Here is a 23,460-nt window from a genome sequence, read left to right on the forward strand (position 1 = left end):
CGGCAGAGGCCCAACCACGTGACCCGGACCCATCCACGTACTGCAAACCACTCCCTGGAGGCGCGCCCATGAGCGGACACGACCACTCCCACGGCACCGCCGACGCTGCCGGCCAGCGCGGCAAACTGATCATCGTCTTCGCGATCACGTTCGCGGTGATGGTCGCCGAAATCATCGGCTCGGTGCTCACCGGCAGCCTGGCGCTGCTGGCGGACGCCGGGCACATGTTCACCGACTCCGCCGGGCTGCTGATCGCGCTGATCGCCGCATCGCTCGCGCTGAAACCCGCCACACTGAAACGCACCTGGGGGTACAAACGGGCCGAGATCGTCGCCGCCGCCGGGCAGGCGGCCCTGCTGCTGGGCGTGGGCGGTTTCGTCATCGTCGAAGGCATCCGCCGCCTTTTCGAACCCCCGGAAGTCGGCGGATCCACAATGCTGTGGTTCGGCATCATCGGCCTGGCCGGCAACGCCATCGGCCTGCTCGTGCTCGCTTCGGGCCGGCATCACAACTTCAACATGAAGGCCGCCTTCCTCGAGGTCCTTAACGATGCCCTCGGCTCGGTCGCTGTCATCGCCGCCGCGGTCATCATCGCCCTCACCGGCTGGACCCGGGCCGACGCCGTCGTCTCCCTGCTGATCGGCGCGCTCATCATTCCCCGCACCCTGAAACTGCTCCGCGACACCACCGATGTGCTAATGGAAAACGTCCCCCGCGGCCTGGATCTGGCCAAGGTCCGCGAGCACATCCTGGCCCTGCCGCACGTCATCGACGTCCACGACCTGCACGCCTCCCTCGTCGCCTCCGGCACCCCGGTCCTCTCCGCCCACGTCACCGTCAAGGACATGTGCATGCGGGACGGCCACGCAGCCGGAATCCTGGCCGACCTGCAGCGCTGCGTCGCTGAAGACTTCGATGTCAGCGTCGAACACTCCACCTTCCAGATCGAACCCGCCGCCCACCGCGACCAGGAAAGCATGCCCCACTAATGACACCCGCACCACCAACAGCCCCGAAACCTCCCGCCACCAAACCCGCCGACACCGCCAAGAAAGTCCGGGCCGTGTTGTGGACCCTGCTGGCGTTCATCGTCGTCGCCGGGGTGATCGGCTACGCCCTGGTTAGCGGCGCCAAGCCCGCCCCTACTCCCGCGGCGCCTGCAGCCGACGCCCAGCTCGTCCGGGAGGACAGCCACCGCGTCACCACCCCGACTACCGAGAAAGCCCAGCTCGTGGAGTTCCTGGACTTCGAATGCGAGTCCTGCCGCGCCGCCGCGCCCCTGGTGGAGAAGCTGAAGAAGGAATACGGGGACCGGATCACCTTCGTCAACCGCTACTTCCCCATCCCCTCGCACCGCAACTCCGGCACCGCCGCCCTCGCCGTGGAAGCCGCCGCCCAGCAGGGCAAATACCAGCAGATGTACACCAGGATGTTCGACACCCAGCCGCAGTGGGGCGAAAAGCAGGACTCCCAGGCCGCACTGTTCCGCACCTACGCCCAGGACCTCGGACTGGACATGGCCAAATACGACGCCACCGTCGCGGCCGAGGCCACCAAGGACCGGATCCGCAAAGACATCGCCGACGGCAAAGCCCTCGGCGTCACCGGCACCCCGACGTTCTTCCTCAACGGCAAAAAGCTCACCCTGGACACCGAAGAGCAGTTCCGCCAGCTGCTCGAGGACGCCGCCAAATAGCCGATACCCCGGCTGCCCCCGTACCAGTGCCGGATGGACGCCGGGCGAACGGACAGCCAGGACTCCTCGGCCACCAGCACCAATGGAGGACCAAAACCGATGAAACAGCACAGCCGTCCACGTTTCCAGGCGTTTTTCCGGATGGCCGCTGCAGCAGCAGTGCTGCTGCCCGCCGCCCTTGTGGCCGCTCCGGCCATGGCACACGACAACCTGTCATCGACGGACCCGGAGCAGGACTCTTCAGTCGCCGTCCCACCCGCCACCGTGTCCCTGACACTGTCGGAACCACCGATTAATACGGAAAGCCTGAACCTCAGCATCATCACGGTCCAGGACGGCACCGGAAAAACGATCAGCGACGGGAAAGTTACCGTCAACGGGCCAACCCTGTCCACCGGTGTCGGCCCCGGAAGCCCGGGGAAGCACACCGTACAGTGGCGGGCCGTATCCTCCGACGGGCACCCGATCGAAGGAACGTTTTCCTTCACGGTGAAGACGCCTGCCGCCTCCGTTGCCACACCGCAGACGGTTCCGGCGGTGCCATCTGCCTCCGCGGTGACGACCGCCCCCGCTGCGGGGGGCACCACCCCTGAACGTGTGCCGGGGCCGGATAACCGCAACGCCCCGCTGACACTGGCCATCGCCGGGGCGGTTCTGGCTCTCGCCATCGGCGCAACCTGGTTCTTCCGCCGGCGGCACCGGAACGGCGGCGCCTGACCCGGACACGGCCGGTTTCCCTGGACCAGGGACCCAGCCGCGTCCGTCAGTGCCGGGCAGTGATCGAGCCTCAGGCCTGGTGCCGACGTCCCCGGACTGTTCGCAGAACCACGCCCCCGATTGACGCGCAGGCCGTTGCAATGAAACTGGCCACGCCGGCATTGAACAGCACGGGGTTGAACCAGGGCAGCGGGGCCGACGCATCGGCTGCCGTGATCAGCGACCACCAGTATCCGACGGAAAATACAATCCACAAGGTGCCGGCCACCGAGGCCGCCCAGGACAGTTTGGAAAACCAAGGCCCGGGCGTCCGGTACGAGAAGGCCACCGCGATCAGGACGACGCCGGCCGCGGCCAGCAGCTGTAGGCCCAACAGGTATGCCCCCCCGATAAGCCCCACCGGGATGACGAGCCCGCCGATGAGGACCAGGCGGCGGGCACCCAGCGGCATCCGCGCTACCGCGCGCGGCCCTGCCGGGTGCGACTGCTGGCGGCTTGGGGATTCAACTGGCATTTCTTGTCCTTACGTCCCGTGAGGGGCTAGGGGGCCGTTCCGAAAGGCGGAACGGAACAGATGAGCCGGCCCGCAGCCTGGGCCAGAACAGAAGAGGGCCGGTGAGCCGCTGCCCCCAAGGCAGCGGCTCACCGGCCCTCAAGTCTCGGCGCTCTACGCTCCGGGGCGGACGAACGTGACCGGACCGGTCGCCGTCAGCCAGGACAACGGATGAACAATCGTCTCGTTGACACCGTTCATTCCGCCGCTGAGGACCTTCCCGCCGCCGACGTAGATTCCTACGTGTCCGGGCTGGACGACCATGTCACCCGGCTGAGGGGTGCTGACAACACTGCCGTAGTTCATAAACTGCATCGGGGCAAGGTCACCCACCGGGATGCCTGCGGCTCCCAACGCCTTCTCGACCATGGCCGTGCAGTCCTGGGTGATACCCAGCTGGGCGTAAGCAGCAGACACCATCGCCGCGTTGATGCCCCCGGCCGCGGGGGCAGGGGCGGGAGCCGGTGCGGGCTGCACGGACACCACAGGCTGTGCAGGCGCCTTGACCGCAGCCGAGGGCTGGACAGGTGCCGCGGGGGCCTCAACCGCAGCTGCCTGGGGCTGCACCGCCGTCGCAGCCGCCGGGGCCTGCTCAACCACGGGAGCGGGCGAGGAGCTGACAGCCGGGCGTTCAAAGGAAATCCGGACATTCGAGCCGGCGCTCACAGCCGCGGACACAGGACCGGCAGCTTCCGGAGCCGCGGCCGGTACCGCTTCGGGCTGGGCCGGGGCGGCCGCAGCGTTGGCGGCGATGCCGCTGGTCAGCACGAGGCCTGACGCCGCGGCGATCACAGCCGCCTGGCGTCCAGCGGTGCCCGCGTTGGTCGAGACAGCTGATGCGATGGCCCCGAGGCGGTTCCCGCGCGGGGTGATCGCGCGATGCCGCGCGACAGCTTTACGTGAAGACATGACAAAGGCCTCTCCCAGAGCCTGCGGGGTTAGCTGTCGGATTCGGATGGGAGACACCCGGCCACACGGACACCCCGCACAAGTGCGGGCTGGCGCGCGGCTTCACCCCAAGGCCTGCTCAGCGAACAGGCCGCAAATGGTTTCCCCGTCTCTGCCGGACGATGTATGCGAACGGATCCCGGGCAGCGGCAGAGTTAGGCAATCTGCGCGGGAGTGCCGGTATCGGAGAGAACAGGCACGCGATACACCCTAGCGTGTATAGCCTGCGAATGTCACATTGAAGTAACGGCTAGAGCCTCCACCATCTGTGGACGTGCCGGGAACTCCCTCCCCCGGCCTGTACCCGCCCGCAGCAGGCGGCCCCCTTACAGACGCCCGAGACCCTTTTCGTCCTGACCTGAGCCGCGCGCCGGTCCCGCGGCCCATGCCCCCGCACGTGGGAGAAACCTATGCCTGAGAACCCGTTTCGGCGGCCGCGGCGCGCCCGTTCCGTCGCCGACGCCCCTCCCGTGCGAGTCCGAAATGCGCTGCCGATCCAAGGAACGCCACAACGCCGAGACCGAACAGGCCACCGGAGAACTCCGACAGCGATGGGGATCTGGCGGTGAGAATGCTCAGCCAGAACATGATGGTGAAGGCTGCCCACACGCCGGCGCATACGGGCGCGAGCCACTGCCTTCCCGGCACTTCCGGAAAGAGGGTTGCCGTGGTGAGGCCAAGCAGGGCGATGAAGCCCACGTAGAACAAGACAGTCGAAAACGAGGCGGGCGCAGTAACCCCGGAATCATGAGCGCGGACGCTTACCCAGTACACGATGCTCACCGCGATCCATGCTGCAGCAGCCGCTGCCCACAACGGGAAACTGTGCTGCCTGGAAGACTGCGCCCGGTTCGTCAGTACCAGCAAAACCAGACATCCACAGGCCAGCACCTCTGTAATGGTGGGCACGTGTCCGCCGCCACTGACAACGGCAGCGCACAGAACGGCAGCCAGGAGAAGAGACCGGGCCTCAGGCCGCGTGGACCGGGACGTCCGGGCCGTCGTCACGGAAACGTGACGGGATTCGACGCCGGCCGTATCCAGCCACTCTTCCCTGCCCTGAGGTGCAGGCAGGCCCCTATCGACGCTCACAATGCCCCCTCTGATGGCCAGTTTGCTCCTCTACCGTGCCGGTGCGACCTTGGAGAATTCTTTAGCGCGGGGGGAACCCTGTCTTCAGGAATTTCCCAAGGCGCTGCCCTCAGTCTTGGATCAGCACCAGCCGGTTCCGCTTTCGGGCACCCGTGGCAACCGTGGTGCTGGGATGGGAGTTGGAATGAGGACCGCGATGCGGCTGGGCGCAGCCGCGGCACTGCTCGCCTCCGGGCTGCTGGCCCTCGTGCTGGTGTACAGGTACAGCGGGGCAGGCGGTCCGGGCATCGTGGACCTCAGTGGACCGGTGGTGCGTTGGGGCCTGCCCACGACCAAGTTTGTGTTGAATCTCGCGGCCGCCTGCACGGCCGGTCCCCTTGCGCTGGCCGCCTTCGCCCTGCCGCCAAGGGAACCGGCCCACAAGGCTGCGCTGCGGCTTGCCGGGTGGGCTGCTGTCATCTGGGCGGCCAGTACTTTGGCCTACACCGGCGCCAACTTCCTGTTCATTGCCAACCGCCCGGTTTCGACCGGATTTGACGCCTCCTTCATATCGTTCCTGACCGGCATCGATGCCGGCCGTGCGGGGATGGTCAGCGCGGCCCTTGCCGGCACCGTGGCCTGGTGCTGTTTTCGGCTAAGCAGCCCAGGCGGCGCTGCAATGGCATTGCTTCTGGCGTTGTCGGGCCTGGTGCCGCTGGTGCTGAAGTCCCATGCCGCCGGCGGTTCCGGCCATGCTGACAGTACGGCCGGGGTTGTCCTGCACTCCTGGGCGGCTGCGGTATGGGTTGGCGGCCTCGTAGCCTTGGTGGTACTGCGACCCCTGCTTCCCGGAGCGCGGCTGGCAACAGCGGCCAGGCGGTATTCCACGCTGGCACTGGCATGTTTCATCAGCCTGACCGCTTCAGGCGTTCTGGCCGCAGGGGCCCAGATCAGCACCCCTGGGGACATGATCAGCGCCTACGGCGGCATCGTCGCGGCGAAGACGGCAGCACTTCTCGTCCTGGGCCTGTGCGGGGCACTCCACCGGCAGCGGGTGCTGAAACGTCTGGGCAGGGATCCACAAGCGCGAAGGAATTTCCTGGCGCTGGCCGTGAGCGAACTGGCCGTCATGGGCGCTGCCTCCGGCATGGCCGCAGCGCTGGCCCGCACAGCACCGCCCACCGCTTCACGCGCAAGCAGCGCTTCACCGCCGGACCCCGTCGGTGCATGGGACTACCTTTCGCGGTGGTCCCCGGACCCCGTCTGGCTGCTGGTTTGCGGTTTCGGCGCCTTTTTCTACCTCTCGGGAATCCGACGGCTGAGGGCAAACGGCAGGCCGTGGCCGCTGTACCGAACAGTTTCATGGCTGGCCGGCCTCGTTGCCCTCTTCATGATCACCAACGGCGGCCTTCGTATCTACCAGGGGTCCTCGTTCAGCTCTCAGATTCTGACCCAGATGATGCTGACCGCCGTCGTGCCGCTGCTGCTCGTCCCGGCAGCACCACTGACCTTGGCGCGCCTCACGATCCGCACCAGAACCGACGGCAGCGCCGGCGCCAAGGAAGTCCTCCGCAGAACAGCCCAGCGACCGGTCATGGCCCATCTCTCGGACCCTGTGATTGCCGCTTTCCTGCTGGCAGCGACACTGATCGCCTTCTACTCTTCGCCCCTGCTGCAATGGTCCGCAGCCAATCAGCTCGCCTACACGGCAGCAGCTGTCCTGGCGCTGCTGTCAGGATGCCTGTTCACGTCGGCAATGCTGCGGACACGGGACGGCAAGGGCGCGGGGCAGCCCGTCAGCCTGTCGCTGGCTGCCGCTGCAATTCTTTTGGCAGTCTACGGCTGGCGGGCAGGCGGAACGGAACTTGCCATGGGCGTGGCAGGAGACCCCGCAGCGGGCATACAAGCGATCGCCTCCCCCTGGGAAAGCCCGGCAGCCATCACCACCTGGCTTATAGCGGGAGTCACCTTGGGCATCATCGGAACGGTCACCGCCCTGCGCCCTGCACACCCCAGAGCAGCACCCGCCAAGACAGAACCGCCTGGGCCAGATTCAGACCGCTCACCCGGACCCGGCAAACTCACCCCCGCCACCACGGACAGTCCCACCCCCACCACGTCCCGTCCCCTGACCAGGAAGTAACGGTCCCGCCCCGAGTTTGCTTTGTACAGGCCAGCGCTCGGTCAGGTGCAGCTTCCCGGCCGCTTCCGAATGATCGACGGCTTTGGATAATATCGGAGTAAGTCGATGATAGAGGGTTAAGTGGGTGTCGGCCTGGCCGTTGCCCTGTTCCGTTCCCTCGCCGACCCGGCACGGTTGGCGATCCTCCAGCGTCTGGCCGGCGGGGAGCAGCGCGCTGCGGACCGCGTTGTTCAGCTCTCGCTCGCCCAGTCAACGGTCTCGGCCCATGTGTCGTGTCTGCGTTAATGTGGGCTGGTCGAGGACAGGCATGAGGGACGGCAGACGTTCTACGCCCTTAGCCGGCCGGAACTGCTGGACGCCCTGGCGGCGGTGGAAACCCTGCTGGCAGCAACCGGCTACAAGGTGGCGCTATGCCCCAACTACGGGCCATCCACCGAGGGAAAATAATGGAGGCTACCGGCACGCTCTCCCCCGAGGAAACCGAGCGCCTCACCCGGAAAGGCCTGCGGTTGGCCCGGTTCACGGTCGTCTATAACGTCGTCGAAGGCATCGTGGCGGTGACGCCGGCATCTTGGCCGGGCTGGTCTCCGTCATCGGCTTCGGCATCGACTCAGTCATCGAATCCATCTCCGCGGTTCTCGTCGGCATCCGGCTCGCTGCCCGGCTCCGGCACGGCCACTTAGACGAACGCAAGGAACGCGTCACCCTCAAACTCGTCGCCATCACCTTCTTCATCCTTGCCGCCTACATCACCTATGAAGGTATTAGGAGCCTGATTGACGGGGAAGCGCCCGAGAGCTCCCCCGTCAGCATCGGCATCCTCGTGCTGTCCCTGATCGTGATGCCTTTTCTCGCCGCCATGAAAAAACGCGTGGGAGCCCGGCTGCGGGACAATCTGATCCTTGCCGACGCGGCCGAAACGAAGATCTGCGTCCTGCTCAGCATCTCCACACTGCTGGGCGTGGCCCTGTACATGCTCATCGGCGCTGCTTGGCTGGATCCCGTGGCCGGTTTCGTCATTGCCGGCTTCGCCATCTGGGAGGGAAAGGAAGCTTGGGAAGGCGAGCTTGTGGAAGTCGCCGCCGACGACGACTAGGCCAGCTCGATGAGGGCTGGGCCGCACCGTTGCTGTGTCACCCTGACTGCGTCGTTGATGCTCTCCGCTGCTAATGGTCGGCACACCCGGCAGCGGTGAGGAGCGGGACGGCCTGGGTTAGGCCAGGACGAGCAGCCCGGTGGCGAACATGATGGTGAGGCCCAGGAGGATTCCGGTGACGGTCAAGGGCGTGAGGGTCCGGCCGGTGCCGTCCCTGAGCATCGGAAGCAGCTTGATGGCGACTTGGCCGACGGCTCCGGCGCCGAGGCCGAGGAGGAATGCGGCGAGGGTGGGCTGGTAGACGGTGGCACCGATCAGGGTTCCGAGTATGGCCGGTGCCCCGGCGATGAGCCCCAGCATCGCCAGGCGCGCCAGGCCGGGCTTTTCGTGGGCCAGGGGCGTGACGATGGCGAGGCCTTCGGTGGTGTTGTGGATGGCGAACCCGACAATCAGGGACGCGCCGAGGGCCAGGGATCCGACGGCATAGGCCGAGCCGATGGCCAGACCCTCCCCGAGGTTGTGCAGCCCGATGCCGATCGCGATCAGCAGCGCCAGACGGCCCGGGGACAGCGCCGCGGGCTGTCCGGTAACGATGCCGTGCCGGCGCATCCAACCGTCGGTGGCCTCCAGGACCAGGTACGCGATGAGGGCCCCAAGGATGACGACGAGCGGGCCGCCGAAGGAACTGTTGCCGGCGACGAGGCTGAACGCTTCGAGCGTGGCGTCGAAGGTCAGGAAGGCCAGCAGGCCGACGGTGAGGCCCAGCAGGGCCCGGACCCAGGCGGCCGATGAACGCCGCACGAATGGCATCCAGAGCATGCCCATCGCGACCGGGATGACACCCACGTAGATGCCGAGCAAGGCCATGAGTCCGAAGAAGGATATGCTCCGCTCAGGGCTCAGAGCCGCAGCGTCGATGGAGGCATTGATTTTGCCGCCTACCGAGGTGACCAGGGCGATGTCATAGGGGTCCCCGTCCACCCAGTGGTAGCTGACGGTGATGGTGCTGGCCTCCATCGGGGCAATCACGTCATCGGTCTGGGTGAAGGCTGCGTAGTAGTCCGAGACGTTGACCTGCGCGATGGCCACCGGGTCCGGCCCCTGGTTGCGGACCGTGAGCACGATCTGTCCCGGGGTCAGGCGGATGTCCTCGACCGCCACGTCCTCCTTGGGCGGAACGCCCTGGCCGAGGCGCGAAAGACCGGGTCCGTTCAGGAGGGAGAACAGGCCCAGCAGGACGGCGATCAGCACCAGCGGTCCGAGCCCGAGCAACCAGCGCGGTTTCTGCCGCCTGGGCCCCGGCCCGTCCGCCGTTTGGTTGGTTTTCACGGTCTTGGTTGTTGTCATGCTGCGCTCACCTCGAAGAAGCCCATCCAGCCCAGTTCGGCGAATTCGGTCTTGTGGGCGTGGAACATGTATTTGCCCGGGTAGGGGAAGCGCAGCTCGAGGATGCCGCGCTGGCCCTGGACCTGGGAGATGGTGTCGGTGTATTCGCTGGGGGTCAGCATCGTTCCGGTCGGGTAGTAGTGGAAGAAGTTCCCGTGGATGTGGAACGAGTTGATGGGGTCGTACTCGAGGACGTTGATCAGGTGGATCCGGACCAGTTCGTTCTGCTTGACCTGGACGGGGAAGTCCATGAAGTGGAAGGGCAGTCCGTTGACGGAGTAGAACTCGTTGTCGTCCCCGCCGTCGGTGTTGTAGCCGTTCATCACCATGACCATTTCGTTGTCGGCCTTCGGGCGGCCCTTCTTGGGTTCGATGATGAAGGCGCCGTAGAGGCCTTTGGCGATGTGCGGGGCCAGCGGTGACTGGTGGCAGTGGTACAGGTGGGTGCCGAACGGGGTGGCGTCGAATTCGTAGGTGAAGCTCTGCCCCGGGGCGATGGAGCCGGCGCCGATGCCGGGGGTTCCGTCCATGGTGGCCCGGTGGATCCCGTGGAAGTGGATCGTGTGCGGGTGCGCCCCGGCATTGGTGAAGTGGATCCGGAGCGCATCGCCTTCCCGCGCCCACAGGGTCGGCCCGGGGATCCGGCCGTTGTAGCTCCAGCCCGGGAACGTCACACCGGGGGCGATCTCGAACTCCTTGTCCACCGCGACGATGTCCCATTCCCGCAGCGTCCTGCCATCGGGCAATTTACTGGTCCTGCCCCGGTCAAAGTCATACAGGATCGCCGTGGGGTCAATCCCCGCCCGGTCAGGCAGAACTGAACCGCCGGCGAAGCCTGCATGCCCGGCGTGATTGGTCATGCCGGCAGGGCCCGTGCCCGATGCCGGGTCAGGGACGGTGACCGCAGCGCCACTGGCAGGGGACTGCCCGGCACCGTGTCCTCCATGGCCCGAAGACGTGTCGGGTTCCTTGGCGCCCAGCAGCGTCCACCCTGTGAGGGGCGCAGCGGCAAAGGCAGCGGCGCCGGAGAGCATGCTCCGCCGGCTGGGCACCGACTTTCCATGGGTTCTCGGCTGGCCGTCCACAAGATCTCCAATGATCGAACACTCGTGTTAGACAAGTCTAACATTCATGTTCTGTTGGTAGGATCAAAGTATGACCGTCTCCGAACTCAGCGCCTCCGCCCAGGACTATCTGAAGATGATCTGGTCCGCCACGGAGTGGTCGGAGTCCCCCATCACCATCAGTGCGATGGCGGAGCGCATGGGGGTGAAGCCCTCCACGGTGTCCGACGGAATCAGGCGGCTGGCGAAGCAGGGCCTGGTCACCCACGCGCCGTACGGAAGCATCGAACTCACGGCCGCCGGGCGGGACCACGCCGTGCAGATGGTGCGCCGGCACCGGCTCCTGGAAACATTCCTCGTCCAGGTCGTCGGTTATGGCTGGGACGAGGTGCACGACGAGGCGGAAATCCTTGAGCACGCCGTATCGGACAGGCTCATCAGGCGCATCGATGAAAAGCTCGGCCACCCCACCAGGGACCCGCATGGGGACCCTATCCCTTCGGCGACCGGGCAGCCGCACACCCCGGAAGGGACCCCCCTGTCATCGGTGATCCCGGGACGGGCTGTCACCGTCACCCGGATTTCCGATGCCGACCCACAGGTGTTGCGCTACTTCACCGAACTCGGCCTGGTACCGGATACCCGCCTCACCGTTCTGGCACACCGGCCGTATGCCGACGTCACAACCATCCGGCTCCCGGACCGCGACGTCGATTTGGGTCCCTCAGCCGCAGAGGCCATCTGGGTCATCCCCGGCGGTTAGACCAGGTAAGAAACACGTCCGGCCCTGCGCGGGGTTGTCACGGCTGTGGGACAGTTACTCTTCTGAACGTTCAAGCAGCCGCTGCCCCCTCATCCGGAGCCTGTAATGGTATCCGTGCCGCCGTAGCCCGGGCGTAGTACCGTCAGCACCGTTCCTGGGGGAGCCTCGTCCGTTTCCGACACACTGACCACCTCATGAATCCGCGGGTCGAAGGGGACGTTGTCGGCGTCGATCCGCCGGTAGCCAAGGCGGGACAGCGTATCGATGGCCTGGGATCGGATAGTGGCTACGCCATCGACGAGCGGGTCCCCGGCAGCCGGGGCGTGAGCCACGCCAAAGAGACCTTTGCGCGCTCCTCTGCCCTTAGCTGTGCGTCCCGGACGGCGCGCTTTCGACCGTTGTCTGCATCAGCGAGTGCGCGCCGCCACAGATCTCCCATTTTGGCCATTGGAGGTCCGAGCCACGATGTCACCCAGCTCCCACGCTCTTACGCGGAGGCCCTGCGTGCGCTGCAGATCCGGGTACATTCCATCGACCCCTACGGGTGCACCCGCTACGACCAGCTGGGGATCTACCGCATCCTGGACATGCCCGGCAGCGAAACTGACCTCTCCGGCTACGTCGAGGGGTGGTTAGGTGCGCTGCAGAGTAACGACGCCCGCCGGGGATCCGATCTGGTGCGCACCTTGGCGCAGTATCTGGATCACGGCGGCAACTACGACAGCACGGCCGACAGCCTTGCCATTCACCGGAGCACGTTGCGATACCGGCTCAAATCCATCCGGCAGATCACCGGTTTTGACCTTGCTGATCCCGAGACCCGCCTCAACCTGCACGTTGCCACGCGCGCCTGGCGCCTGCGATCAGCGCGGCAGCGCTGACGGATCAGATCAAGTTCAAGCGGTAGCGCCCACCAGCTGCCTGCGCTTGGACCTGCGGGATGCACGTACGGGCGGTTTTTAGGCGTCCCGGGGCCATGCCGGCGCAACGGCGGCGGAGGAGACTCAAACTGAAATATGTTGCCGTAGACAGCCAGAGAAGGCAGCGGGGATCCGATGAGTATGAGCAGACCGACAGCCGCCGAGGGCAAGCCCTCGCGCCCGTCTCCAGGACGCAGGAGGGCGTGGACCGCAATTCTCGGCTCGGGGTTACTCATATTGGGATCGGCGTGCACGGGGTCGCCTCCGGCTCCGGCTCCGGCATCACAGTCCGCCAGCGCTGAGGGTTCCAATTCCACAGGGGACCTTTCAGCCGTTCCTGGGATAGTCAGAGAGGTCGAACCCTCTGTGGTCACGATCCAGACATCGGGCGGCGTCGGCAGCGGAGTGGTCTACCGCAGCGACGGCACCATTGTCACTGTCGCCCACGTGGTGGAGGACCAGCAAAAGAAGCCGTTCAAGAGCGTCCGGATCCGCTTCGCGGACGGATCTCAGGCTCAGGCCACCGTCGTCGGAGTTGACGACCCAACCGATGTGGCGGTGGTGAAGGCTGACCGGGGCAACCTTCCGGCCGCCAAGTTCTCGACGGCGCTTCCCGAAGTTGGACAGCTGGCGGTTGTTATTGGCAGTCCGCTGGGGCTGGAGCAGACCGTCACGGCGGGCATCGTTTCCGCACTTCACCGCAATATGCCACCGTCAGAGGGAGCACCGCAGGGGCTAATCGACCTCATCCAGACGGACGCGCCCATCTCCCCGGGCAATTCCGGTGGAGCCGTGGTCAACAGCAACTCGGAGGTCATCGGGCTCTCAGAAGCCTATCTGCCGCCCAGCTCGGGCGCCGTCTCGATCGGGTTCGTAACTCCCGCGGCGACCGTGATCGATGTAGCGGACCAGATACTGAAGAGCGGGGTGGCCACGCACGCGGTCCTTGGGGTTGTTCCGACCGACATCTCTCCTGAGGTCGCAAGCCGCTTTGGTCTCCCCGCGACGTCGGGCGCGCTGGTCATCGAAGTCGCCCAGGGCGGACCGGCAGCCAAAGCGGGACTGGAGCCCGGAGACATCATCACCCAGTTCGACGGGCAGAAGATCGCCAGTGTGACCGACCTCCTGGCCGCTGTCCGCAAGAGGGACCCGGGGCAGCAGTCCGACGTCGGGTACCAGCGCGGGCAAGAAACAAAGTCAGCGAAAGTCACGCTGGGGAGCACTGCAAAAGGATAGACCCTGTCCGAAGGCCCCGGCCGGCAAGTTACGAGCGAACCAATTCCAGAACCAGAGGTCTGGCTATGTCTGAAACACTGCCACAACAATTGTTTAAGGGATCAGGACTGCGCTGGTTATCCGGGGCATTGCGGCTGTTCTGTTCGGCATTTTGGTTGTCGTCTGGCCCGGTGTTTCCGTGCTCGAACGTGCGTTCGACTACTCCAAAAGAAGCGCCCCTGATCCTTTTGCGCGGCTGCCCGACACCCAGGGCTCCGCCGGATAGGTCGGACTCGGCTCACTGGCTGGTTAAGGAAACGCGGTGCCGCCGGAACCGGTTGTAGTACACCCAACCTGACACCCAAGACCTGTACCTCCTGACGTTCGTCTGGGAAGGCCCTAGAACTCAATCCCACATATAGAGAGGGCTTGAGGCGGCGGTGGCTGGTCAAAGGATTGGGTACGTTAGCGTGAGCACGCTGGACCAGAACGAGAGACGCCAGCTCGACGGTCAGGTTCTGGACCGGGTTTTCGCGGACAGGGCTTCCTGCAGGACACCGCCAGGCCTCAGCTCACGGAGCTGCTGGGCTTTGCCCGTGTCGGCCACCCATCCTAGGTGCTGGGCATGGTCAGGATGCGGCGGGTCCGCCAAGGCGCCGTGTTCGGGAGCATACACGAGCCCCTTCGCGATCAGGCTTGCCCTGATAGGGCCAAAGCTCGCAGCGCCCGCGACCCAGCCTGGCAGCGATTTCGCCTGAGGAGTTACCGGCGTCTCCGTCTTCGGCCATTGCGCGAAGACAATTTTGAAGCCGGCCGCGAGCCGTGTTCGAAGGATTCGTGGACCCAGGGAATCCGTTCCTTTGGCCCGCCGGCTAGCTCGAGGAATATTACGGGGGTCTGCGTTCGGTCCGACACTGAGTCGCGGCATTGTCCCCCTATGTCAGGTGGGCCTCGAATGATCGCGCCGCAGGTTTTCTCTAGGCTGCGGCGACGACCATCAGTGCTGTCTGTAGGCGTAACTGGGGGCGGCAGGACCTGCATTCCATTTTAAGTCGGTCCCCACATACTGGAGGTCGGCGATGGCCATTTTGGACATTCACATTAATGATGGCTTCGTGCCGATGGTGGACGGATCGCTGGTCTATCATCGGGGTTTCGGGGACCGCCGCACGGCCGTGAACGATCCCAAGCCGGCGCTGGCAATGAGCCCGCGGGTCATCAGGGCGAATGGCCTGGTTATGGCCAGCCGCACTTACCCCCTGGGCGCCCCGGTACCGCCGTTGGGTAGGCCGGCACCCTTGCGTTCGGACCCTGCAAATCCGCGGCAGTTCCTTGCCCGGCGCGGCTACTGGGCAAGCTATTTCCCGGACCGGACGCTGATCGCCGAAACGGGGAGCACCATCCAGATCATGGTGCACAACAACCTCTCCCAGCCCCATGAGATCCGGTTCCACCGCGCCGGAGCGGGCGGTGCTGACGTCGGCTCCGGGCCTGTCGCACCGGGAAAGACCAAGCTGCTGTCATTCCGGGCGCCGGCGCCCGGGACCTATCTGTTCACTGATCCGGGCAACCAGCCGGTGGAGAGGACGCTTGGCCTGTACGGGGGGCTGGTGGTGATCGATCCCGCCAATGCGTGGCGGCTGGCTGCCGGTAAAGCCGAGTTCGAGCGCCAGTGGCTGTGGCTGTGCCACGACGTTGATTCCAACTGGGCCCGCATCGCGTCGAAAGGACAGACGGTTAACCCTTTGAGCACCCCTGCGGTGCCGGACTACTTCACGCTCAACGGCTTTTCCGGATTCCAGTCCCTGGCCATCACCCAGGACGAGGCGTTCAACCACCGGCGGAAGGAAGACACCCTGCCTTCCGGCCACCCCCGCGAAACCGACGTCCGGAACTTCAGCGCCTCCCCCTCGGCCGGGTCAATCCGCTCCGGACAGCTGATGAGAATGGTGAACGCCGGGATCGTAGACCACCAGCTGCACTACCACGGCAACCACGTGTGGACGGTGCGCGCCAACGGCATCGACTTCCCGCGGACCAACGGCAGGGTCTCACCTCAGGGCGATGTCATCCTGCAGCAATGGGAAGACACAGTCCAGCTGCAGCCGCTGGAGCGCAAGGAATCGATCCTCCCGGTCCGGCGGCCGCCTGAGGTCATCGATGAGGTCTGGAACGGGAGAACCGAGGACTGGACATACCCCATGCACTGCCATGCCGAGCTCTCCCAAACCGCACACGGCGGGCTCTATCCGGGCGGCCTCCTGTCCGACTGGGTGCTGGCCGACCAGCCCGTCCCTGAGACGGGGCTGCCAGGAACCGTCGAGGACGACGCGCACCATACGTTCCGCAGCCAGGTCGACTTCGCATCCGACCAGCCCCAGGAGGGCAGCCCCGAGACGGAGTTTAAGCTGAAACCGGATGTGTCCGTCGAGTTCGACTTCTTCAACCGGGAGCTCGCATTTCCGGATGGCTCGCGCCACGAGGTATGGAGCTTCGAGATTGGAGACTTGGGGCGTCAGTTGCCGGGCTCGACGCTGCGGCTGACGGAGGGGCAGCTCTTCCATGGCACGGTTAAGCCCAGCAAGAGCGTGCACACGATCCACTGGCACGGTATCGAGCCGGATCCGCGCAACGACGGCGTGGGCCACACCTCGTTCGAGGTCTCCGGGGAGTACACATACCAGTGGCGGCCCGATGTTGCCGAACGCGGCAACCCCAACCGTGGCTCGGCCGGAACGTACTTCTACCACTGCCATGTCAACACGCCCCTGCACGTCCAGTACGGCATGTTCGGGGCGGTCATCATTGATCCCCCCGCCAACCCCGCAGCACCCACGCCGGCAGGAACCCGTCGTCATTCGGCGGACGGTCCCCTGTATGACATCGCCACGGAAACCCTGCTCGCGCCCTACTCCATCGATCCGCGCTGGCATGACCTCAACCATGCTGCGGGGCTCTCCGGCGAGAATGCGGGCCTGAACCGCTTCGAGCCTAAACACTTCTTCGTCCTGGGCGGCGCGATCGCCAGCAGGCCGAAGGGAGACCGGGTCTGGGCCATCTCGCAGATGAAGGCTAACGTGGCGCGCGCCGGCAAGTACCCGACCCTGGTGCGGATGGTGAACGTGGACTACTTTCCCACGCTCACGAAGATCACGGACGCGGCGGGCAGGCCGGCGAGGATCGCCGAACTAATCGGTCACGACGGCCGGCCGTTCTGGACCACACCCAACCCCGCGGGACCGGCGGTTCAGCCCACGGCGGCCGGGCAGCCGCTCCTGACTGACATCATCAAGTCCGGCGCCGCGGAGAAGTTCGACTTCCTGCTGCGCCCGCCCGCACCCGGAAACTACACCATCACTATTCAATTCCTGCACTGGATCACCTCGAAGGTCCTCGCCACCCGGACGGTCACCGTCACGGCAGCCTGAGCCCTGCCGGCTGCTCCAGGGGGCGCTCCTCAATTCGAGCGATCAAGTGCTGGACATCGGCGCCCGAGGAGCTCGCCGCAGCGCAGTCAGGCGTCCGGGCATGCCAGTCCTGTGGTCAGCCACCCACGCGCGATCGTGTTCGCACCATGCGGGCATCAAGAAGAGATACTTCTTCGCCGGTGTATTCCGTGGAGTTGACTCGGAACGGCGGCTCGGGAGGTCTCTTCCGTTCTTGTCAGCCCTCCTCTGCGCCGTCGCGAACGCATACTGGCACACGGGGCGACCTGCGGTGTGTAAGTTGGTTGATTCGCGTTCGGTGAGCGTTCATGCCTTTCCGGCCGGATGCCGTGACCCAGGTAGGTTCTGACCAAACTGGCGCCATGGCCTCCCCATAGCGTTTTCCTAGCTCCCAGTGCGTTCCTGTTCGGGACGAAAAGTTGCAGCCACAGCGGGTCTTCCCGGCAGGAACACCCCCGAATGGCGTAGAGCTGCACGACCAATGCCGGTGAGGCGCCCCTTTGAGGGTGGGGCCACCTCATGGCCCCAATGTCGGATGGGCTTTCCCAAGGTCGGAGACAAACACTGGGATCGTTCTGAACCTGGTAGTGACTGATGACCTCCGCTGAGGCTCAGAACCGGCCGGGCCAGGCACCGCAGGAAAATGCGGTGCCTGGCCCGGTAACCACCCCTTCACCCTTCCCACTCCGCCGTGGTGCCCGCGCCCGGGGGCGGCTTCCGCTGCCTCCTGACGCCATCACCCCACGACCAGCCTGGCGGCACAGACTGCCAGGCGCTGGCACCGATCAACACGCCATGGGCTGAAACTGAGGCGTCACCACAAGGTTTTCCAAGCGGGAACCCAAGTGTTTCCCAAGCACCGCCGTACACATTGGATTCCATCGACATCCTTCGGAGGAGACAAGAATGAAACCCAACCCACCAAATTTGTCAGCACAGCGCCGGAGGCCGCGAAGGGCCACGCGCCGGGGCATCGCCGCCGTGGCCGCCGTCCTGCTCACCGCCACCGGCGCGGGCGCCTCGCTGGCCGCAACTCAGGTGACACTAAAAAACCCGGGAAAGCTGACGGCCGTCGGCCCCGTTAACACCGAGTACGGTTTCCCGTCCTGGTACGAGGACAGCAACAAAACCCGCCTCGAGCTCTGCCTGGACGCCGAGAACCCGCTCTGCGGTTTCCTGCCCGGTGACATCCCCGACGAGACCGCCCCCATATCGTTCCCGGACAACTTCCCGGAAGAGGCGTTCTACATGCTCGCCGGCTCCCAACTGACCCTCCCCGGCGGCGGACGCGCCGTCCTGGTCCTCGGTCTGGAGGCAGCGTTCGCCAATTCCGTCATCGAAGGTGACCAGGTGGTGTTCGGCCGGCAGCGCATCGACGTCAGGGACGCGCCGGCCAACACGACCCTGACGTTCAAGCACCCCTACGGCACCGTCACGATCGACACCGACGCCGCCGGCCGGGGCAGGCTCGTCGAAGACATCTCGCCTGCCGCGGGCAACTTCACCACCGCTTTAAAGAGCAACATCGGCCCGTTTTTGAAATGGGACCCGGCCACCGCACCCGCCGCCCCCGAGGGGTACCTCGGGGACCCGGCACAGGATCACACCGTCACCGGAAGCCCGTTCAACTACAACAAGTTCTCCGTCAACGGCGGCGGCCTGTCACTGGAAACCGACCAGTTCACGGTGATGGGCAAAATCTCAACCAACCAGGGCGTCAATACCGACAGCGCGGTCCTGAACGGCACCATGATCGACGTGTTCGCCAGCAGCGGCAATGGCGCCCAGCTCCAGGTCGACGGGCAGGCGGGGGCCTTCGAGACCACGCCTATGCTCAGTGATCCTGACACAGGCCGGTATTACGCCCGGGTCCAGTTCACCGGCACAGCGCCGACGTCGGTCAAGGTCACCAATATCGGTGACAAGCCCGCCAGCAGCAGCCAGATCAGCGTCAGCAAGCCCAGCGGCGTGATGATCACCAAGGCTGTCTTCGACGGAACGAATCTGACCGTCGGTGCGCTCTCGACTGTGGGCTACCCGCTGACGGTAACCGGTCTGGGAACCTTGGAGGAACCAGCTGCCGGAGCGCCGTCCGAGAAGACGTTCGCGGTGAAGGCTCCGCCGGCTACCGTCACGGTGAAAACCGCTGCAGGCGGGTCGGCGTCCCTGCCAGTGACGGTCGCCGGCGGCGCGGCAAGCCCCGTCGGGCTGGATCCTGTTACGCCGGCCCCGGATCCCGGCCCCGTGGTGGACACCGGCAGCGGACCGGTCGCCGGCGAAACGCAGCCGACGACGGCGGTCGCCACCGCCGCATCGGCCACGGTCACCCGCGGCGGAACGGTCCAGCTGGACGGCAGCGCTTCCACCGGCGCCGCCAACTACAAGTGGACCCAGGTCAGCGGCCCAGCTGTCACCATCACCGGTAACACCACAGCGAAACCCACCATCACCGTCCCGTACTACGCCAGGAGCACGGACACGGCACCCCTGACAGCCAAGTCCAACGACCCGATCAAGATCGAGCTGATCGTCACGGATAAGAATGGTGTCGGTAGCGCCCCGGCAACCGTCCAGCTCGCCGTCCAGACTGACACGCTTACGACGGTCGGGTCCCGCCACCGGCTCGGAACCGAACTGCGCATCACCGGCACCTCCACGCTGGCAGGCAACACGGCAGTGCTGATTCCGGCCACGACCGTGGTCATCTACGACACCACCCCGGGCCGGGCGGTGACCAAGATCGGCACGGCACAGGTCGACACCCTCGGCGCCTGGTCCTACCGGGTCAAGCCCGGACCGAACCGGCAGATCACCAGCGTCCTGGTCCAGTCCAGCCGCGGCGGCACCGCCACCGGCGCGGTAGCCACGCGCTAACACTCCACAACGTCGGGGTCCTGTCCGCCCAGCGGCCAGGACCCCGACCCGTGACCGGGAACCATTGAGCGAGGAAGGCCGGGACGCGCCGGCGCTTTGAGTCCCCACCCACGGGCCCCCACTGTGCGATTGGTCCCCGCAATACGGGTGGCTTGATGTGCAGAGCCCCAGGTCTTCCTGATCAAGCCATCTACTGTAGAAGGACAAGCTAGGACAGGAAGTGCCTGATCTTGCGGGGATGGCCGGAGCATCGGAACATGGGGCCGGCCTGAGCGAGTCAAGGAAAGCGCCGCTACTTGAAAGGACGGACCAGATGATGCCCCCGGAGCCGCATCCGGCCCCCGACTGCCCCTGGCATGACGCACCGCCGGTGGCCGGCAAGCCCTGCCGCCACGCCCCGCCGTGCCTGCCCGCCCGGGGCGGGATTCTTCGGCGGCAGGTTCTGCGGCTGATCCACGAAGTCCTCACCGACGAGACCCTGGACCCGGCCACCAGCGCCCGCCTGCTCGGGCAGTTGGCAGCGCACCGCGGACACCCGGAGCAGGCCCTGCTGGCCCATCTCCTGGACGTTCAGACCCAGGACGGGCGGGAAGAATGAGATCAGGCGAAACCAAGCCGGCACTGCGGAAGAAGTCGGGAGCCGCGCGTTCACAACTTCCCCTGCCGCCTGCCCGTGGACCCGGGGCGGCAACGGCCGCGCGGCATGGGCGGCAGGGGCCGTCTCCGCGCGGGCCGGCAGCACGTGCCTGGTCACGGGCACTCATAACCGGCCCGGCCTGAGCGCATGGACCCGGAAACGGTTCCTTGGTATTGGCGCTGCTTGGCGTGAGTCGATCGCCCGCCCGGATACGTGTCCTCCGTATGCAGATCTGGCTGCCCGACCACATAGCCGTCCATACCGTGTTGTGCCAGGTTACTGGCGGAACGGGCGGGCGATGTCCGGCCGGGTTGAGAAGTCTGGACCATGTGCGCTCGGGCTTGGGGTCCGGCCAGTTCCGGTGCAGCGGTGGTTTCAGCCGCTTTAGAGGGTGTTAGCGCGTATCGACCTGGCGGGTGGCCGTGCCGCCCCGGGTGGATTCGGCCATCACGGACGTGACCTGTTGTACCGGGCCGGGCTTGATCTTCAGTGACCAGTTACCCAAGGCGCTAATCGCGGGGGCTCCCAGCCTTCTTGCGGCTCGTCCGGGCGAAACATCATAAATGGTGACCCAGGCTGAGCCGGCGGGGAGGGTTCCGGTGGGCTTGGAGGTGCCGGTGAAAGTCATGTCCTTGTTGAGGCGGTGCCGGGCGGTGGCGATGGTGAGAACGTCGCCCTGCGGTGCCGGTGGTTCATCCGCCGGCGTTGGAGCCGGGGCGCTGGTGACGGGCGCTGGGACCTCGGTTGGCTGGGCCGTCCCGGGTGAGCCGTCCCCCGGTGCAGGCTGGATGGGATGCGGGCGTACGGCTTCGATGGGATCGTTGGGGTCGGGGTCGTTGGTATCGACGCCCACGCTGAACTGGGACATCATGGCGTGGTCCTCGTGCACGAGGTTGTGGCAGTGGACCATGTACCGGCCGCGATGGTGCTCGAACTTCATGAGCAGACGCACGGTCTCGTCCTCCCCGACGTAGACGACGTCCTTGGGCCCGCGTTCATAGGCGAAGGGCGGTTTGCCGTTGCGGCTGAGGATCTGGAAGTCCACCAGATGGATGTGGACCGGATGGAACCAGCCACCAGAGCTGTTTTCGATTTCCCAGGTTTCCACGTCGTCAAGGTCGGGATCAGCCAGGACTTTCCTGAAGCCGCTCTTGACCACGTCGTCCCAGGTCATGCCGCCGATGGTCCAGATGTCGTTGTCCCGCTTCACGCGCATGCGCCGGGTCTTCACCGACTGGGATAGTGTCAGGCTCATGGTGGTGCTCGAGGTGAGCAGCGTCGGCATGACCCTCGCGGCCGGCCCGGACGTATCGATCGCTTCATCCGAGACATCAAAGGCCATGACCTTGCTGGTGTTGTCGTAGTCCACATTGTTGTCGTTGGACAGGTTGCGCAGCTCCACGCGCTTTCCCGCCGGGTACTTGGAGAAGTCGATGAGGATCTCGTAGCGTTCGGCGCTGCTGTGCCGCCAGGAGGTTACCTGCTGGGCGGCGGGCATCAGGCCACCGTCGGTGGCGACCATGGTCACAGGATCTCCGGTGCTCAGGGAGAAGCGGTAGGAACGGGCGATCGAGGCGTTCAGGATGCGGAAACGGTAGATCCTCCGCTGGACCTTCATCACCGGCCACGGGGCGCCGTTGACCAGAATGACGTCGCCCCACAGCCCGGAACTGCTGTTGGCGTTGTAGCCCAGGGAACCGTCCCGGGCGAACATGGCGTCCGAGACGGTCAGCGGCACATCGAACCTGCCCTGCGGGAGCAGGTTGCGTTCGACGTCGTCGTGCAGGTGGTACTGGCCCGCCAGGCCCGAATACACGTTTGGTGCCGTGTTGTGGGCGGCATGGTCGTGGTACCAGAGGGTCCGGGCCGGCTGGAAATTCGGGTACTCGTAGTCTTTGCGGAAGCCATGCCCAGTCAGATCGTTGGCGTAGCCGTCGAACTGCGGCAGCGAGGCCGAACCGTGCAGGTGCGTGGAGGTATCGAGCCGGTACCCCCGCTGCGGGTGGAACAGTGGCAGCACGTTATCCATGACCAGCGTGATCCGCTCGCCCTGGTTCACCTTGATCGTCGGGCCCGGGAACGTCCCGTTGTAGCCCAGGATGGGCGTGCTGAGCCCCGGCACGATATTGGCCCAGCCGAGCTTCTGCTCGATGTGGTAATGGCGCCGTGTGTGGCCGTCGGCGTCCACCGTGGTGCCCGTGGGGGTGAGCTCCGCGGGGACCGGCAAGGTCCGCTGGTAGTGCTTGGGCATGTTGCCCGGATCGAGCAGGCTCGCGGACTTGGCATTGACCGAGGTCAACGGCACGGCCAGCCCAAAGGCGCCGATGGCTCCGACCCCACCTATTTGGATTGCCTGGCGCCGTGAAATTGACATGGACAAAGGGTGGGAGGATCACCCTGCAAAAACACTGGGGAGATGCGGGGACCCGCCACCTGCATCGCGCTCAACGGAGAACCAGGATGCTTCTTCACCCGTGCACCTGCGGGGGGCAAGAGGCCCGGCACGGGCGGTTCCTGCCGTCACCGTCTGCCCCGTGGTCGGCGATCAGGACCGGAGGTCCGATAGACCATTACAGCACAACGGCCCAAACCTTTCAGGGTTGCAGGGTGCAGCGCCCGGCAGACAATCCCTTGGATCAGGAATACGACAGGTTAAGGCGCTGGCAGATGTCGCCATCTGGGCCATGGAATTCTTTGACGCGCCCTGCACTCACCGGAATCCAGGGTTGGATGGCGGCGCGGGCCGGGCAGTTGGACAGGGCACCGGTTCGGCGGCCACCACCTTTATGGGTGGGCGCGCAGGCCACTCTCCAAGGTCTTTAGAAGGCGGTAACAACAAGCTGATGCCGTTCCATTCCCCTAGCGGCAGGTGTATGCCATGAAACTGTTAGCCTGGAAGTCAGGCGGGGGCGCGGGTCAAAGTCGATCTGC

The 23,460-nt window shown here is 65.7% G+C and carries 19 protein-coding genes, 1 pseudogene and 1 riboswitch; of the genes and pseudogenes, 13 read left to right on the top strand and 7 right to left on the bottom strand.

From position 1 onward, the window contains the following. Positions 1 to 68: 68 nt before the first annotated feature. The 3 genes from BWQ92_RS00785 to BWQ92_RS00795 all read left to right on the top strand — a co-directional run bounded on the left by BWQ92_RS00785 (position 69) and on the right by BWQ92_RS00795 (position 2,413). Entirely contained in the window at positions 69 to 989 is a 921-nt protein-coding gene (locus BWQ92_RS00785) for a cation diffusion facilitator family transporter (protein ID WP_076797808.1), read from the top strand. Then, positions 989 to 1,696, top strand: coding sequence for a DsbA family protein (locus tag BWQ92_RS00790; protein ID WP_076797809.1), 708 nt, complete (start codon positions 989 to 991; stop codon positions 1,694 to 1,696). Before BWQ92_RS00785 ends, BWQ92_RS00790 begins: the two co-directional genes overlap by 1 nt. 99 nt (positions 1,697 to 1,795) lie before the next feature. Continuing rightward, a complete protein-coding gene (locus BWQ92_RS00795; RefSeq protein WP_076797810.1) occupies positions 1,796 to 2,413 on the top strand; it encodes a copper resistance CopC family protein in 618 nt (205 codons plus the stop codon). Positions 2,414 to 2,483: 70 nt separating this feature from the next. Here the strand turns inward: BWQ92_RS00795 and BWQ92_RS00800 are convergent, their stop codons facing one another. The 3 genes from BWQ92_RS00800 to BWQ92_RS23085 form a co-directional block, all read right to left on the bottom strand. Then, the gene (locus BWQ92_RS00800; protein WP_236783063.1) at positions 2,484 to 2,927 is read right to left on the bottom strand and encodes a hypothetical protein; all 444 of its coding nucleotides are present in this window, start codon (positions 2,925 to 2,927) and stop codon (positions 2,484 to 2,486) included. A gap of 153 nt (positions 2,928 to 3,080) precedes the next feature. After that, positions 3,081 to 3,875 carry an NlpC/P60 family protein gene (locus BWQ92_RS00805; protein ID WP_076797812.1) on the bottom strand — a complete coding sequence of 265 codons (795 nt, stop codon included), beginning with the start codon at positions 3,873 to 3,875 and terminating at the stop codon, positions 3,081 to 3,083. A 4-nt stretch (positions 3,876 to 3,879) separates the two neighbouring features. Beyond that, a riboswitch (cyclic di-AMP (ydaO/yuaA leader) is annotated at positions 3,880 to 4,086 on the bottom strand. 236 nt (positions 4,087 to 4,322) lie between these two features. Further along, entirely contained in the window at positions 4,323 to 4,697 is a 375-nt protein-coding gene (locus BWQ92_RS23085; RefSeq protein ID WP_076797813.1) for a hypothetical protein, read from the bottom strand. Between the two features lie 493 nt (positions 4,698 to 5,190). On the opposite strand from BWQ92_RS23085, the gene BWQ92_RS00815 reads away from it, so the two are divergent. From BWQ92_RS00815 to BWQ92_RS00825, 3 genes are all read left to right on the top strand, one after another. Beyond that, complete coding sequence (locus tag BWQ92_RS00815) at positions 5,191 to 7,128, top strand: cytochrome c oxidase assembly protein (RefSeq protein WP_172804231.1); 1,938 nt, start codon at positions 5,191 to 5,193, stop codon at positions 7,126 to 7,128. Between the two features lie 120 nt (positions 7,129 to 7,248). Further along, the gene (locus tag BWQ92_RS24535) at positions 7,249 to 7,413 is read left to right on the top strand and encodes an ArsR/SmtB family transcription factor (RefSeq protein WP_335633088.1); all 165 of its coding nucleotides are present in this window, start codon (positions 7,249 to 7,251) and stop codon (positions 7,411 to 7,413) included. A gap of 286 nt (positions 7,414 to 7,699) precedes the next feature. Next, the gene (locus tag BWQ92_RS00825; RefSeq protein WP_236783064.1) at positions 7,700 to 8,224 is read left to right on the top strand and encodes a cation diffusion facilitator family transporter; all 525 of its coding nucleotides are present in this window, start codon (positions 7,700 to 7,702) and stop codon (positions 8,222 to 8,224) included. Between the two features lie 117 nt (positions 8,225 to 8,341). Here BWQ92_RS00825 and BWQ92_RS00830 read toward each other — a convergent pair whose 3' ends face one another. Continuing rightward, positions 8,342 to 9,571 carry a ZIP family metal transporter gene (locus BWQ92_RS00830; RefSeq protein ID WP_076797815.1) on the bottom strand — a complete coding sequence of 410 codons (1,230 nt, stop codon included), beginning with the start codon at positions 9,569 to 9,571 and terminating at the stop codon, positions 8,342 to 8,344. Then, positions 9,568 to 10,662 (bottom strand): multicopper oxidase domain-containing protein, encoded by a 1,095-nt coding sequence (locus tag BWQ92_RS00835; RefSeq protein WP_236783065.1) that lies wholly within the window; start codon positions 10,660 to 10,662, stop codon positions 9,568 to 9,570. The genes BWQ92_RS00830 and BWQ92_RS00835 overlap by 4 nt, the downstream gene beginning before the upstream one ends. A gap of 103 nt (positions 10,663 to 10,765) precedes the next feature. Here BWQ92_RS00835 and BWQ92_RS00840 point away from each other — a divergent pair, with 103 nt between their 5' ends. Then, a complete protein-coding gene (locus tag BWQ92_RS00840) occupies positions 10,766 to 11,437 on the top strand; it encodes a metal-dependent transcriptional regulator (protein ID WP_076797817.1) in 672 nt (223 codons plus the stop codon). 89 nt (positions 11,438 to 11,526) lie between these two features. Here BWQ92_RS00840 and BWQ92_RS00845 read toward each other — a convergent pair whose 3' ends face one another. Continuing rightward, on the bottom strand, positions 11,527 to 11,769 hold the full coding sequence (locus BWQ92_RS00845) for a nucleotide exchange factor GrpE (RefSeq protein ID WP_236783066.1): 243 nt from the start codon (positions 11,767 to 11,769) through the stop codon (positions 11,527 to 11,529). A 108-nt stretch (positions 11,770 to 11,877) separates the two neighbouring features. Here BWQ92_RS00845 and BWQ92_RS00850 point away from each other — a divergent pair, with 108 nt between their 5' ends. From BWQ92_RS00850 to BWQ92_RS00875, 6 genes and pseudogenes are all read left to right on the top strand, one after another. After that, positions 11,878 to 12,318: a PucR family transcriptional regulator gene (locus BWQ92_RS00850; RefSeq protein WP_236783067.1), complete on the top strand. Its 441-nt coding sequence runs from the start codon at positions 11,878 to 11,880 to the stop codon at positions 12,316 to 12,318. A gap of 405 nt (positions 12,319 to 12,723) precedes the next feature. Then, on the top strand, positions 12,724 to 13,593 hold the full coding sequence (locus tag BWQ92_RS00855) for a S1C family serine protease (protein WP_083706180.1): 870 nt from the start codon (positions 12,724 to 12,726) through the stop codon (positions 13,591 to 13,593). A 419-nt stretch (positions 13,594 to 14,012) separates the two neighbouring features. Beyond that, positions 14,013 to 14,176: pseudogene (locus BWQ92_RS24095) on the top strand (recombinase family protein); the annotation flags it as partial. 475 nt (positions 14,177 to 14,651) lie between these two features. After that, positions 14,652 to 17,000 carry a multicopper oxidase domain-containing protein gene (locus tag BWQ92_RS00865; protein WP_076797818.1) on the top strand — a complete coding sequence of 783 codons (2,349 nt, stop codon included), beginning with the start codon at positions 14,652 to 14,654 and terminating at the stop codon, positions 16,998 to 17,000. A gap of 924 nt (positions 17,001 to 17,924) precedes the next feature. Next, a complete protein-coding gene (locus BWQ92_RS00870; protein WP_157365068.1) occupies positions 17,925 to 19,892 on the top strand; it encodes a PKD domain-containing protein in 1,968 nt (655 codons plus the stop codon). Between the two features lie 313 nt (positions 19,893 to 20,205). Further along, positions 20,206 to 20,490, top strand: a complete 285-nt coding sequence (locus BWQ92_RS00875) for a hypothetical protein (RefSeq protein ID WP_076797820.1) — start codon at positions 20,206 to 20,208, stop codon at positions 20,488 to 20,490. A gap of 433 nt (positions 20,491 to 20,923) precedes the next feature. Here the strand turns inward: BWQ92_RS00875 and BWQ92_RS00880 are convergent, their stop codons facing one another. Further along, the gene (locus BWQ92_RS00880; RefSeq protein WP_076797821.1) at positions 20,924 to 22,903 is read right to left on the bottom strand and encodes a multicopper oxidase family protein; all 1,980 of its coding nucleotides are present in this window, start codon (positions 22,901 to 22,903) and stop codon (positions 20,924 to 20,926) included. Between the last annotated feature and the right edge of the window lie 557 nt (positions 22,904 to 23,460).

This window comes from Arthrobacter sp. QXT-31, from assembly GCF_001969265.1.
GTDB lineage: Bacteria > Actinomycetota > Actinomycetes > Actinomycetales > Micrococcaceae > Arthrobacter.